This window comes from Brevundimonas sp. (genome assembly GCF_044239655.1).
Lineage (GTDB): Bacteria > Pseudomonadota > Alphaproteobacteria > Caulobacterales > Caulobacteraceae > Brevundimonas.
The window spans coordinates 1-13,777 of sequence record NZ_JBIIAY010000084.1 but is presented as its reverse complement, the minus strand read 5'-3'; the positions used below and the strand labels follow the sequence as shown (position 1 = coordinate 13,777).

Sequence of the window (13,777 nt, the reverse complement as noted above, 5' to 3'; positions counted from 1 at the left end):
CCCTGGACGGCGGGGTCGGCGGTGATGATCTTGAAGGCCGCCGCGACCTTCTCCTTGCCGGCGCCGCCGCCGACGTCACAGAAGTTGGCGGGTTCCTTGCCGTACAGCTTGATGATGTCCATCGTCGCCATGGCCAGGCCGGCACCGTTGACCATGCAGCCGATGTTGCCGTCCAGCGCGACGTAAGCCAGGTCCCACTCCGACGCCTCGATCTCCTTGGCGTCTTCTTCGGTCTCGTCGCGCAGGGCCTTCATGTCGTCGTGGCGGAACAGGGCGTTGCCGTCGAAGCTGACCTTGGCGTCCAGGACGCGCAGATGTCCGTCCTTCATCACGATGAGGGGGTTCACCTCCAGCATCGCCATGTCCTTCTCGACGAAGGCCTTGTACAGGATCGGGAACAGCGACTTGCCGTCTTCCGCCGCGTCGCCGGTCAACCCATAGGCCGCGTTGATCGTGGCCACGTCGGCCTCGGTCACGCCCGTCTGCGGGTCGATGACGATGGTCTGGATCTTCTCGGGCGTGTCGTGGGCGACGGCCTCGATGTCCATGCCGCCCTCGGTGGAGACGACATAGGCGATGCGGCCGTGGGCGCGGTCAACCAGCAGCGAGCAGTACAGCTCGCGCTCGATGTCGGCACCGTCCTCGATATACAGGCGGTTGACCTGCTTGCCGGCCTCGCCCGTCTGGGCGGTGACCAGGGTGTTGCCCAGCATCTCGCCGGCATGCTTGACCGCTTCCTCGACCGAGAAGGCCAGGCGGACGCCGCCCTTGGCATCGGCCGGCAGTTCCTTGAACTTGCCCTTGCCGCGTCCGCCGGCGTGAATCTGGGACTTCACGACATACAGGGGACCGGGCAGGGACTTGGCCGCCGCCTCGACCTGATCGACCGAGGTGACCGCGACGCCTTCGGCGACCGGGGCGCCGAAGCTCTTGAGGACCTGCTTGGCCTGGTATTCGTGAATGTTCATGTGCGCCCGCGATCTCTTAGGGAAGAATGGCCCTTGGGGAAGATTTGGTCGCGCTTATAGGCGCGGCTCCTTCGCAGGTGCAACACTGCGTTATTCGCCAGAAGGTGAAATGAATCAGTCGATCCAGTCCCGCTTCAAGGTGCGCGAGGCACCGAACAGCAGAACCGAGGCCAGCAGGTAGAAGCCCATGCCCGTGTAGATCGCCCAGCGCAGGCTTTCCTCCCCGAAGGTCGGTGCCAGCAGGTCGCTCATCCAGCCGAAATAGAAGAAGCCGACGGCGATCCCCAACAGGTTGTTGATCAACAGGAACAGGGCCGAGGCGGTGGAGCGCATCGGTGCCGGGACCAGATGCTGGACCGCAGCGGTCACCGGTCCCAGCCAGGCCAGGTTCAGGCCCGTGGGGATCAGGAAGATCAGGAAGGCCAGGACCAGTTGCAGGGTGTTCGACCCTCCACCCGGCACGACCAGGCCGATCAGCCAGGGCGAGTTCATCGCCAGGATGAAACACGGTGCCGAGATCAGGAACGCGATGGCCGGCGTCATCGGATAGGCGCCCTTGCCCTTCTTGCCCAGCCGGTCGGCGATCAGGCCGCCACACCAGATACCGATGATGCCGCCGATCAGGGCGATGCCGGAATAGTACCAGGAGGTCTGGGCCAGGGTCAGGTCGAAGCTGCGCATGAAGAACAGGGGCAGCCAGCCGGCGACACCGTAGCCGCACACCGAGGATGACGCCGCGCCCAGCGCCAGGAGCCAGAAACTGGGCTTGGGGATGACGAACGACGCCGTCGTCCGGGCGATCATCAGCGAGACGCCGATGACCAGGGCCAGCCCTCCGCCGAACGCCCACACAAGCGGCGATCCGCCGATCGCTCCCGTCAGTCGGTCCAGAAGAGACAGGGCCAGCAGGCCGCCTCCGAGCCCCAGCATGATCAAGGAGGCCAGCCGCCCCGGGCCCGTCCCGATCACGATCGGCGTCGCCGTCGCCGTCGGATCGGCCGCGACAACGACCCGGGCCACATCGGTCCCGCCCCGCTTCGGGTCACGAATGGTCAACCGCAGCAGGGGGGCCAGGACCAGGCCCAGCAATCCGACCACGATGAAGGCCGTCCTCCAGCCATAGGTCGCCGCCAGCAACCCTCCGACGAGGGTGCCTGCCGCCATGCCCAGTGGAATGCCGAACGCGAAACCGGCCAACGCCCGGGCCCTCTGGTGGGGAGGGAAATAGTCGGCGATCAGGGAATAGGCCGGCGCCACGCCGCCCGCCTCGCCCACGCCCACGCCCATCCGGCACAGGAACAGCTGGCCGAACGATCCGGCCATGCCGCACAGGGCGGTAAACCCGGACCATACCGCCAGGGCGCCGGTCATGATCCACACCCGGCTGAACCTGTCGGCCAGCCAGGCCAGGGGAATGGCCAGGGTCGAATAGACCGAGGCGAAGGCGATGCCGCCCAGAAGGCCGAACTGGCTGTCCGACATCCCGAACTCGGCCTTCAGCGGCGCGGCCAGGATGCCGATGATCTGGCGATCCAGGAAGTTCAGCATGTAGACGAAGATCAGGATCGCCAGCACGTAGAAGCGATAGCCCGGCTTCTCGATACGCGCGGTCGGGCTCGTGGCGTCGGTCATGCGGTTTCCTCGGGGCGTTCTTGTTGTTGGGAGCGACCCTAGCCGCCCCGCCTGTCGTCGCAACGAAAAAGGGCGGCGGTCCTCACCGCCGCCCCGATCCGCAAACTGTCGTCTGTGTCTAGAACTTGTACTGCAGCGATGCCGAGAAGGTACGCGGCGGGCCGTAGTAGCCGATCAGCGAGTTGTCGAAGGTCGCGCCCGCGAAGTTGTAGGCACCGACCCGGTATTCCTCGTCCGTCAGGTTCCGGCCGTACAGGCCCACGGTCCACCGGTCCGAAGGATCGGTCCAGATCACCGTCAGATCGACCAGGCTGAAGGCCGACTGGTCCAGGATCGGGTTCGGGAACTCGAACTGGCTGTAGTCGTCGCGGTAGCTGACCGAAGGGGTGACGGCCAGGCCGCCGCCGAACACCTGGCCGGTCCAGGTCAGGCCGAAATAGCCGGTCCATTCGGGCGCGTTCTGAAGCACGACCTGATCGGCGATGTTCTCGAACAGGCGGGTGGTCAGGTTGAAGCGGTTGAACTCGTCGAACTCGGCCTTCAGGTAACCGATGGCGAAGTTGGCCGTCAGGCTGTCGGACAGATAGGCCGCACCCTCGAACTCGGCCCCGTAGATGGTCGAGGACCCGACGTTGTCGACGAAGGAGGCGATGCCGGTAGCCACACCGCCCGCGCCGAGGATCGGCACCTGGGTGGTGACCTGCTGGTCCGAGTACTCATTGTAGAAGACCGCCGACGAGAACGACAGGCGACGGTCGAACAGCGAACCCTTCAGGCCGGCTTCGTAGGAGTCGACGGTTTCGGGATTATAGCCGTTGACGGTCTGGGGCGTCGAAATGGCGTCGCCGCGCATGTCGAAACCACCGGACTTGAAGCCGCTGGACCAGGACACATAGCCGGTGACGGCGTCCGAGAAGTCATACGACAGGGCCACGCGGGGCGAGAAATCGTCGAAGCTCTTGGAGTTGGTGTAGTCGGTCCGGGCAGCGCCCAGGGTGGCACGCGGGGTGCCGCCCAGCAGCGGGCTGCGGGCCGCCGTCAGATAGTTGGCGCGGAACACGTCGCCCGTCTTGCTGTCGCTGGTGTAGCGGGCACCGATGCCCAGGTGCAGGCGCTCGGTCAGGTCGAAGTTGACGTCGGTGAACAGCGCGACACTCTCGGTGTCGACATAGCCCGCCGTGCCGATGACGATGCCCAGGGCCCCCGCGATGGTGTCGAAGGCCCCCGAGGCGGTGCCGTTCAGGTAGTAGAGGCCGGCGACGCCCTGGATCCGGTCGGTCTCGAACAGGAACTGGAACTCCTGCGTGAACTGGTGGTCGCCATAGACGGCCGGGATGTCGAGGGTCGGCTGGGGCGTGTTGTCGAAGTCGATGACGGTGTCGGTGTCGCCGCTGCGATAGGCGGTGATCGACTTGAAGGTCCAGACGTCCGACAGGTTGATCTCGGCCGTCAGGGAGACGCCTTCGGTCGTCACCTCATTGGTGTCGCCGATGCCTGCGCGGGTGTCATAGACGCTGCCCGGGATGCCCGAGCCGGCGGTGACGCCGGCGACTTCGCGGTGGCCGTGGCGGGGGTTGGAGTTGTCCTCGACCCGGTCGTAGGCCAGGCGGAAGAAGGCGTTGTCGTAGGGCTGGTATTCGACGCTGATCCGGCCGCCCAGGACGTCCTTGTTGTAGTGTTCCGCACCGGTGTTCAGGTTCTTGCCGAAGCCGTCGCGGTTGTAGCTGGCGATCGCGCCGCCGATGCGCAGCTGGTCGGTGATCGGCACCGAACCGGCGATCATGCCGTCGACCTGGCTGTAGGAACCGACGGTCCCGCGCAGCGTCAGCGACGGGTCCAGCGACAGGCGCGAGGTCACATATTTGATCGCGCCGCCGACCGTGTTGCGGCCGTACAGCGATCCCTGCGGGCCGCGCAGCACCTCGATCCGGGCCACGTCATAGATGTCGAGCACCGCGCCCTGGGGGCGGGCGACATAGACGTCATCGACATAGAGGCCGACGCCGGGCTCGAAGCCCCAGAGCGGATCCTGCTGGCCGACGCCGCGGATGAAGGAGATGAGGGTCGAGTTGGAGCCCCGCGCCACCTGGACCGTGGCGTTCGGCGTCTGCTGTTGCAGGGCGGTGATGTCGGCGGCGCCGGTCTGTTCCAGGCGCTCTTCGCTCAGGGCCGAGACGGCGACCGGCACGTCCTTCAGCTGTTCGTCGCGGCGACGCGCGGTGACGACGACGTCGTCCAGCGAGGCCGCGTCGTCCTGGGGCACGGCGTCCTGGGCATAGGCACCCGACGAAATGGCAGCCATCGCCGCGCCGGCCAGCAGCGCGCTCTTCATGAATCGTTTCATGTGGGTCTTTCCGTTCCTGTTGTTTCCAGCCACGACGCTTTTATTCAGCGTTCAATGATTTTCCTGAAACTGACCCCGTTTTGGCGCGGTGTCAAACGGCTGCGCTTGCCTGCGCAGCCATCGGTCGGCGTCTGTGGCGCCGTTGCACAGGGGGCGGCTGCGAGACTAGCGTGGCCGAATGACCAAGTCGGACGCTACACACCCGAACCCCGCGCCTGCCCCGGCCCGACGCGGACGCCCGCCAAAGGCCGCGCCGGGCGCCACGCCCGACACCCGCGAGATGATCCTGGATGCGTCCGAGGACCTGTTCTCCAAGCACGGCTTCTATGGTGTCACCATCCGCGAGGTGGCGCGCGAGGCCGGCGTCGACACCGCCCTGGTTCACTATTACTTCGGGGCCAAGCGGGGCCTGTTCGACGCGGTCTTCCTGAGGCGGGCCGCCGTATGGAACGCCGAGCGGGTGGACGCCATCAACCGCTACGCCGATGAGATGGGCGAGGCGATGACGCTGGAGGGGCTGCTCGAGGCCTTCCTGCGGCCGCCGTTCGAGTATTCGCTCAAGGGGGGACCGGGCTGGAAACACTATGCCGCCCTGGTCGCCCAGACCAACGCCAACCCCGCCTTTGGAGGCGAGACCATGGCTCGCTATTTCGACCCGGCCATCCACCGGCTGATCGAGCTGATCGCCCGGGTCATGCCGTGGGCGCGGGAGGTGGACCTGTACTGGGGCTATCACAACCTGTCGGGTGCCCTGACCCTGACCCTGGGCGAGACCGGGCGTCTGGACCGGCTGTCGGGTGGGCTGGCGCGTTCCGGCGACCTCGAGAGCGCCTGCGCCTATATGGTCCGGTTCGCGGCGGCGGGGTTCCGGGCGGTCTGCGCGGAACCCGACCCGGCCTAGTGCCCGCCTGAGGGATAGGGCGAGGTCACCGCGCCCGAGAACATGCCCGGGATCGCTTCGCCGAGACCCGCCAGGATGAACTGGATCGCCAGGGCGCACAGGATCAGGCCCAGCACCCGCACCACGATCGCCATCCCGACCTCGCCGATCAGGCGGCTGATGGGCCCGGTCAGGGTGAAGACCACGAAGGTGGCCAGGCTGGCGGCGCCGATGGCGATCACGCCGGCGACAGTGCCTGTCGCACCCAGTTTGGTCGCCTCGCCCGCCTGGATGATGATGGTCGAGATGGCGCCGGGCCCGATCAGCAGGGGCATGGCGAAGGGCACGATCAGGCGCTTGAACCGCCTGCGCGCATAGCCCCGCACGTCCTTGGCGTCGGCCTGGGCGTCCGCGTCGGCGAACATGGTCAGGAAGTCCTCGCGGGTCATGTCGAGGCCCAGCAGCAGCAGCAGGATGCCGCCCGCGATCCGGAAGGCCGCCAGCGAGATGCCGAAGAACTGGAGCAGCCCCAGGCCGGTGAAGAAGAAGAAGGCCAGGAAGGCGGCGATGAACAGGCAGATCAGGGCCGAGACCGACAGTCTCTGGCGCATCGTCGCCCCGGCGGTGGCGGCGGCGAAGATGGGGATGTTGCCGATCGGGTCCAGCAGGGCGAACAGGGCCACGAACAGGTTGACCCCCAGATCGAGCGCGTCCATGCGGTGTCCTCAGCCCCAGTCCCACGCCGGCCCTAGCGCGACGCCTCAGAGCGCAACGCTTAGCCGCTCTGCGCGAGTCCGTCGATGACCCCCACTGCTGAAGTCCGCCCCAACCGGCCGCCGGACCCCCGCCTGATCTGCGCCCTGGACCTGCCGACGGTGGCCGAGGCCCGGGCCCTGGTCGAGGCGACGTCCGATGCCGTGGGCTTCTACAAGATCGGGCTGCAGCTGTTCGCCTCGGACGGGATGGGGCTGGCGCGAGAGCTCAAGGCCGGGGGGCACCGCATCTTCCTGGACTGGAAGCTGCACGACATCGGGGCGACGGTGGAGAAGGCGGCGGCCGTGCTGGCCGAGGCGGGGTGCGACCTGCTGACGGTCCACGCCCGGCCCCAGGTCATGGCGGCGGCGGCGCGGGGGGTGGCCGGGTCGGGGCTCAAGGTGCTGGGGGTCACGGTCCTGACCAGCCTGGACGCAGACGACCTGATCGCCGACGACCACAGCCTGTCCCCGGCCCTGCTGGTCGAGCACCGGGTCCGCCAGGCGCTGGAAGCCGGGATCGACGGCGTGGTCTCCAGCCCCCACGAGGCCGCCCGGGTGCGCGAGATCGCCCGGGCCAGCGGCCGCGACGACTTCCTGATCGTCACCCCGGGGGTCAGGCCCGCCGGGGCCGCCCTGGACGATCAGGCCCGGGCCGCGACCCCGGAACAGGCCCTGAGAGACGGGGCCACCCACCTCGTCATCGGCCGCCCGATAAGCGCGGCGACGGACCCGAGGGCAGCCGCCCTGGCCATCGCCGGGCAGATGGCGCTCGTCTAGACCCCTCCCCGATCAGGCCTGGCGCGCGTCCCGCTTGGCCAGGACCCGCAGGCGGAGCGCATTCAGCTTGATGAAGCCGGCGGCGTCGTTGTGGTCATAGGCCTGGACGCCTTCCTCGAAGGTGACCAGGTCCTGGTCGTAGAGGCTGTAGGGGCTCTCGCGGCCGATGATGCCCACATTGCCCTTATAGAGCTTGACCGTGACCGTACCGGACACTTTTTGCTGTGAGTAATCAATGGCTTGCTGAAGCATCAGGCGCTCGGGCGCGAACCAGAAGCCGTTGTAGATCAGCTCTGCATATTTGGGCATCAGCTGGTCCTTCAAATGCATCGACCCGCCGTCCAGGGTGATGGACTCGATGCCCCGGTGCGCCGCCAGAAGGATGGTCCCGCCGGGGGTCTCATAGACGCCGCGCGACTTCATCCCGACGTAGCGGTTCTCGACCAGGTCGAGGCGACCGACGCCGTTGGCGTGGCCCAGCTCATTGAGCTTCGTCAGGAGCGTGGCCGGCGACATGGCCACGCCGTCGATGGCGACGGGGTCGCCCTTCTCGAAGGTCATGGTGAAGACGTGCGGCTTATCGGGCGCGTCCTCAGGGCTGATCGTGCGCTGGTGGACGAACTCGGGGGCCTCGACGGCGGGGTCTTCCAGCACCTTGCCCTCGGACGACGAGTGCAACAGGTTGGCGTCGACGCTGAAGGGAGCCTCGCCGCGCTTGTCCTTGGCGATGGGGATCTGGTTCTTCTCGGCGAAGTCCAGCAGGGCCTCGCGGGAGCGGTATTCCCACTCGCGCCAGGGGGCGATGACGCGGATGTCGGGCTCCAGCGCATAATAGCCGATCTCGAACCGGACCTGGTCGTTGCCCTTGCCGGTGGCGCCGTGACAGACGGCGTCGGCGCCGACCATGCGGGCGATCTCGATCTGGCGCTTGGCGATCAGCGGCCGGGCGATCGAGGTGCCCAGCAGATACTGGCCCTCGTACACGGTGTTGGCGCGGAACATCGGGAAGACGAAGTCGCGCACGAACTCTTCCCTCAGGTCGTCGATGAAGATGTTCTCGGGCTTGATCCCCATCTTCAGCGCCTTCTCGCGCGCCGGCCCCAGCTCCTCGCCCTGGCCCAGGTCGGCGGTGAAGGTCACCACCTCGGCATTATACTCGGTCTGCAGCCACTTCAGGATGATCGAGGTGTCGAGCCCGCCCGAATAGGCGAGGACGACCTTCTTGACGGGGGCGGAGCTGGCTTTGGACATGTGACGAACCCTGGATCGCGGGGGAGGCGGTTGCGCGCGCTTAAACGGCGTGAAGGCGGCGGATGCAAGACCTGCGGGTCAAAGGGGTGGATGGGAAAAGCGGGTCTGAAAGGTCTGAACGGTCTGAAATGCGACGGAGGAGGGGTGAGGTCGGGTCGGGCGGTGGATGAAAAACGGGGTCTGAAAGGTCTGAATGGTCTGAAAATCGGGTCGGCGGTCGGTCCCGCCGGACGGGCCGGACTCTGAAAATGGAGTCCGAAGAGTCCGAAGAGTCCGGACTCAAAAACAGAGTCCGAAGAGTCCGTTAAGTCCGTTGAGTCCGGACTGTCTGGTGATGCGTGTCTTGCCCCTCGATCCATCGTGCGCCCGCATCCTACCACGGCCGGGACCCATGCTAGGTCGAAGCCTTCGAGCGACGAACTGCGTGCAGGCGGGACGGGGGTTTGGGGGCAAAAAGGCGTGTTTGGGGTGGGCGAGCAAAAAAGGCCCTCTACGCGCGGTGAGGGTCCATCGGTGCCGTTCTTGTGGGCTTGCCCCGCTCGCTTCGGCAGATTCGGGAAAGTACGGGTCCAGGCGCTACGGGGACACGGTCTTTCCCTGTCGACCGTCGAGCTGCCGGGGCGGCAACCGAAAGAGGGCGCGGCAAGCCGCGGCGGGGTCCGGGCATGCCGCCCTGAGCCCCGCCTGCGCCCGACCTCAGGGCGTCTCGGTGATCTGAAGCGTGGCGCTGGCCGAGTCGCCGCCGAAGACGCCGACCCAGACGTCGTAGGTGCCGCTCTGGGGCCGGTTGAAGCGGACCATGGCGTCGCCGTCGCCATAGCTGTCGTCGTCGCAGTACCACCGGCCGTCCGGGCCGTTGATGATCAGGGTGGTGTCGGTCCCCGACAGGGTCCGGAAAACGAGCGGCAGTGATCCGGCGGAATAGGTCACCTCGAAGTCAGGCGCATTGGCGATCATGCCGGTGCAGGCACCCGGCAGGGCACCCCCGTTCACGCTGCCACCGGCCGTGACCGAGACGGCATAGGGGTCGGGCGTGAAGCCGGCGCGCAGCGAGACTTCGCCGTAGGTCGCATTCAAGCTGGCGTCCTGGGCCGTCGCGGCACCGGCCAGCATCAGAGCCACCATCGTGGCGGAAGCAAACATCTTCATGGTCTTGGTCCCTAAGCGGACGATCCAGGCGATGTCGCATACGTCCGATGTCGACATCATCCCCACGGCACAGCTTGTTGACGAGCACCATAGGTATGGTGGTCGCGCCCGGCGTCTCTTCGGCTAGGTGTCCGGAAGATTCGCCTTGCAAGCTTTGCCGCGGCGAACATGCTGAAGGGCGGACCGATCCGGGGTCCGGCGGAGAAGACGGGGCGGCATGACGATTCAGGGCGATACGCATTCGGGCGGCGTCCGTCCGCCCCGGCTGGACGCCACCCTGGTGACCCTGGTGCCCGCCCTGTCCGCCCGGTGGCGAGGTGTGCTGGCCTTTCTCCTGGTCGTCGTCGCGGTGCAGGCGGCGTACTGGGGCGTTGTTCAGCCGCTTCTGCTCTCTTCACCACGGACCGCAGAGGTCGACCGGATCGCCTTTGTCCGGACGCAACTGGCGGAGCTGGCCGAGCCGACGCCCAAGGCCGCTTTGACCGCCGCCTTCACCGACGCGGAACTGCCGCTCACGGATTGCTGCGATCCCAGCTATCTGGCGCTCAGGCTCACGTTCGATCTGCTCGCCGTTCCGCCCGAGGGGCTCGGCGTGGTCACATACCAGCAGGTCGACAACCTCATGGTCATGGTCAACGGCTCGATCGTCCTGTCGCAGGGTCGGATGGCGTTCGGCAGCCAGACCTTTGACGGCCAGCGACCGCATCTGATCCGGCTGCCGTCCGGTCTGGTGCGTGCGGGTTCGAACGAGATCGTGTTCATCACCGTCCGGCAGGGTTTCCCCTATACGGACCTGGTGCCACCGGTCCTGGGGCCGTGGGAACAGGTGTCGCCCTGGGCGGCGCAACGGATGTGGCAGTTCACCGACCGGGTGCTGATCTCCGGCTGGACGACCTTCCTGCTGGGCCTGTTCGCCGCCTTGCTGCTTTGGCGGGCGCAGGACAGGCGCTTCGCTTTCTGGCTGATGGTGCTGTGCTGGAGCTGGTCGGGACTGGCCGCCTATTCGCTCGTGCTGGATCCGCCGTTCGGCGGGATGGGACGGATGATCGCCTTCTTCGCCGTCAACAGCCTGGTGTCAGCGGCGCTGCTCGGCTTCATCGACGCCTGGACCGGAAGACCGATCCGGGGGCTTCAGGCGGCAACGGCCGTGGCCTGGCTGGTCTTCACCGGCGGGGTCTTCCTGTGGCTGCGGACCCAGCCCATGCCGCAGGCCTATGACGTGCCGGCGAGCGTCTGGACCTGGTTCACCCTGGCCCTGGGCGTGGCGGTGGTGGGGCGACTGGTCTGGCATTTCGTCCGACACGCCGAGTCGCGCCGGCTGGAAGCCGCCCTGCTGTCGGTCTGCGCGGTCTGCGCCGTTCTGGACGCAGCGGGCGACGGGTTCGGGCTGAACAGCGGCGGCTACCTCAAGGACGCGGCCCCCATCCTGCTGCTGGCCCTGGTGGCCGCCTTTCTCCAGCGGAACTTCACCCTGTTCCAGTCGTCGGTGACCCTGAACGCCATGCTGTCGGAGCGGCTGACGGCGCGCGAGACCGAACTGGAGGCGGCCCACGCCCGCGAACGTGAGCGGGTCCGTGACCAGGCCCATGACGAGGAGCGTCGCCGTATCATGCGCGACATGCACGACGGTCTGGGCAGTCAGTTGATGGGGCTTCTCCTGTCCGCACGTCGGGGCAAGGCCGATCCCGAGCGGATGGCGGAGGGCCTCCAGGCGGTGATCGACGAGATGCGGCTGATGATCGATTCCATGGATTCCGTGGGCGAATCGCTCGGTTCGGCGCTCACGACGTTCCACGAGCGGATCAGGCCGCGGGTGGAGGTCGCAGGGTTTGGCCTGGACTGGTCGAGCACCGTCGATCAGCCCCTGCCCGACTATCCGCCCCGCGCCGTGCTTCAGGTGTTCCGCATTCTTCAGGAGGCGGTGACCAATGCGCTCAAACACTCGGGTGGCGATCGCATCACGATCAATGTGGACCGGAGCCTCGACGGCGCAGTCCGGCTGATGATCGCCGATAACGGTGGGGGCATCCGCCCCGGTGGAACGGCCGGGCGAGGCCTGGCCAACATGCGGACCCGCGCGGCCGTCATCGGTGCCGCCCTGTCGATCGACAACGACGCGCCGGGCGGTCGCATCCAGCTGGTCCTGCCTGCATCAGGTGATGCGCCATGACGGCCCCGGACGTGCGCCGGATCGCCATCCTCGAGGATGATCCAGCGATCCGGGACCATTTCAGCGAGATCATCGGATCGTCCGACGATCTGGCGCTGTGCGCGACGGCATCGATGATCGCCGAGGTGTCCTTGCTGATCGCGGGGCGGCCGGATCTGCTTCTGACCGACATCGGCCTGCCGGATGGAAGTGGTCTGGACGTTCTTCCCGCCATCAAGGCGGCGACGGGGTGCAGAGCGCTGGTCATCACCGCCTTCGGCGACCGGGATACGGTCGTGGCGGCCATGAAGGCCGGGGCCGACGGCTATCTGCTGAAGGACAGTCCGGCGACGGTGATCCTGGACGGCATCCGGGTCACGCTCGACGGCGGCGCACCGATCAGCCCGGCGGCGGCGGTCTATCTGCTGGAACGGTTGCGCGCAGCCCCGACCCCGAGCCGACGCGAAGACCCCTCCGAGCCGTTGACCACGCGAGAGACCGAGCTCCTGACCATCTTCGCCCGTGGCCTCAGCTACAAGGAGGCAGCGCGTATCCTGGGCATATCGCCCCTGACGGTCGGCAACCACGTCAAGTCGATCTACCGGAAACTCGAGGTCAACTCGCGCGGCGAGGCCGTCTATGAGGCGGTCCGGCAAGGCCGGCTGGACATCAGGGACGGTTCGACGACCCCAGGCTGACGCTTCGCCCTATTCCACCGTCACCGACTTGGCCAGGTTTCGCGGCTGGTCCACGTCGGCACCCTTTACCACGGCGACGTGATAGGCGAGGAGCTGGATGGGGGCGGACATGACCAGGGCGGAGATCAGGGGGTCGCAAGGCGGGGCGGTGACGACGACCTTGGCGCCGGCGGGGGCGTGTTTGGCGCCTTCGGGGTCGGTGATGAAGACGACCTGACCGCCGCGCGCCATCACCTCGCTCATGTTGGAGGCGGACTTCTCGAACCAGGTGTCGAAGGGGGCCAGGATGATGACGGGGGTGGCCTCGTCGACCAGGGCGATGGGGCCGTGTTTCAGCTCGCCGGCGGCGTACCCTTCTGCGTGGATATAGCTGATCTCCTTGAGTTTCAGTGCGCCTTCCAGCGCGAGCGCCGACATGGGGCCGCGGCCCAAGTAGAGGACGTCGCGGGCCTTGGCGATCTCGGCGGCGACGTCCTTGATGGCGGATTCCAGGCCGATGGCCTCGGCGATCAGGCGGGGGGCACCCAAGAGGACCTTGACGAGGCGCTGTTCCTCGGCGGCATCGATCTTGTTGCGGGCGCGGGCGGCGGCGATGGCCAGGGCGATCATGACGCTGACCTGGGCGGTGAAGGCCTTGGTCGAGGCGACGCCGATCTCGGGCCCGCAATGGATCGGCCAGACGTGGTCGACCTCGCGCGCCATGGTCGATTCCGGCGCGTTGACGACGACGGCCGACTTCATGCCGGCGGCCTTGCAGTGGCGCAGGGCGGCCAGGGTATCGGCGGTCTCGCCCGACTGGCTCATGGCGATGGCCAGGGCGTTGGGGCGCAGGCTGGGGTTGCGATAGCGGAACTCGGACGCGATCTCGACGTCCACCGGCAGGTCGGCCAGGGCCTCGATCAGATAACGGCCGATCATGCCGGCGATCCAGGAGGTGCCGCAGGCGACGATCTGGATCCGCTCCAGATTTTTCCAGTCGACGTCGCCGGGGATGGAGGCCGTGCCGTTCAGGACATCGACATAGGCCGCGATGGTGCGCTGGCACCCCTCGGGCTGGTCGTGGATCTCCTTTTCCATGAAGTGGCGATAGTTGCCCTTCTCCATGAGGGCGGCCGACGCGGGGACGGTCTTGACCGGGCGGGCGACCTCGCCGGTGGCGTCGAACACGCGGGCG

General features: G+C 67.2%; 11 protein-coding genes. 4 read left to right on the top strand and 7 right to left on the bottom strand.

All coding sequences use genetic code 11. From position 1 onward, the window contains the following. The 3 genes from sucC to ACILQR_RS11555 all read right to left on the bottom strand — a co-directional run. Positions 1-968, bottom strand: a 968-nt coding sequence (sucC, locus tag ACILQR_RS11565) for an ADP-forming succinate--CoA ligase subunit beta (protein ID WP_395651563.1), incomplete at its 3' end; no start/stop codon positions are given. Between the two features lie 114 nt (positions 969-1,082). Further along, a complete protein-coding gene (locus ACILQR_RS11560; RefSeq protein WP_395651562.1) occupies positions 1,083-2,600 on the bottom strand; it encodes a spinster family MFS transporter in 1,518 nt (505 codons plus the stop codon). Positions 2,601-2,718: 118 nt separating this feature from the next. Beyond that, a complete protein-coding gene (locus tag ACILQR_RS11555; protein ID WP_395651561.1) occupies positions 2,719-4,944 on the bottom strand; it encodes a TonB-dependent receptor in 2,226 nt (741 codons plus the stop codon). 178 nt (positions 4,945-5,122) lie between these two features. On the opposite strand from ACILQR_RS11555, the gene ACILQR_RS11550 reads away from it, so the two are divergent. After that, positions 5,123-5,845: a TetR/AcrR family transcriptional regulator gene (locus ACILQR_RS11550; protein WP_395651560.1), complete on the top strand. Its 723-nt coding sequence runs from the start codon at positions 5,123-5,125 to the stop codon at positions 5,843-5,845. Here ACILQR_RS11550 and ACILQR_RS11545 read toward each other — a convergent pair. Beyond that, positions 5,842-6,540, bottom strand: coding sequence for a MarC family protein (locus ACILQR_RS11545; RefSeq protein ID WP_271145597.1), 699 nt, complete (start codon positions 6,538-6,540; stop codon positions 5,842-5,844). The two genes, ACILQR_RS11550 and ACILQR_RS11545, sit on opposite strands and share 4 nt — an antisense overlap. 84 nt (positions 6,541-6,624) lie before the next feature. On the opposite strand from ACILQR_RS11545, the gene pyrF reads away from it, so the two are divergent. After that, a complete protein-coding gene (gene pyrF, locus ACILQR_RS11540; protein ID WP_395651559.1) occupies positions 6,625-7,356 on the top strand; it encodes an orotidine-5'-phosphate decarboxylase in 732 nt (243 codons plus the stop codon). A 12-nt stretch (positions 7,357-7,368) separates the two neighbouring features. Here the strand turns inward: pyrF and ACILQR_RS11535 are convergent, their stop codons facing one another. Further along, a complete protein-coding gene (locus ACILQR_RS11535) occupies positions 7,369-8,607 on the bottom strand; it encodes an argininosuccinate synthase (RefSeq protein ID WP_395651558.1) in 1,239 nt (412 codons plus the stop codon). A 696-nt stretch (positions 8,608-9,303) separates the two neighbouring features. Further along, positions 9,304-9,756: a peptidase S1 gene (locus ACILQR_RS11530; protein ID WP_395651557.1), complete on the bottom strand. Its 453-nt coding sequence runs from the start codon at positions 9,754-9,756 to the stop codon at positions 9,304-9,306. A gap of 217 nt (positions 9,757-9,973) precedes the next feature. On the opposite strand from ACILQR_RS11530, the gene ACILQR_RS11525 reads away from it, so the two are divergent. Then, the gene (locus tag ACILQR_RS11525; protein WP_395651556.1) at positions 9,974-11,926 is read left to right on the top strand and encodes a sensor histidine kinase; all 1,953 of its coding nucleotides are present in this window, start codon (positions 9,974-9,976) and stop codon (positions 11,924-11,926) included. After that, entirely contained in the window at positions 11,923-12,603 is a 681-nt protein-coding gene (locus ACILQR_RS11520; RefSeq protein ID WP_395651555.1) for a response regulator, read from the top strand. The genes ACILQR_RS11525 and ACILQR_RS11520 overlap by 4 nt, the downstream gene beginning before the upstream one ends. A gap of 9 nt (positions 12,604-12,612) precedes the next feature. Here the strand turns inward: ACILQR_RS11520 and glmS are convergent. Beyond that, positions 12,613-13,777 (bottom strand): glutamine--fructose-6-phosphate transaminase (isomerizing) (gene glmS / locus ACILQR_RS11515; RefSeq protein WP_395651554.1); only part of this gene is annotated, 1,165 nt, incomplete at its 5' end.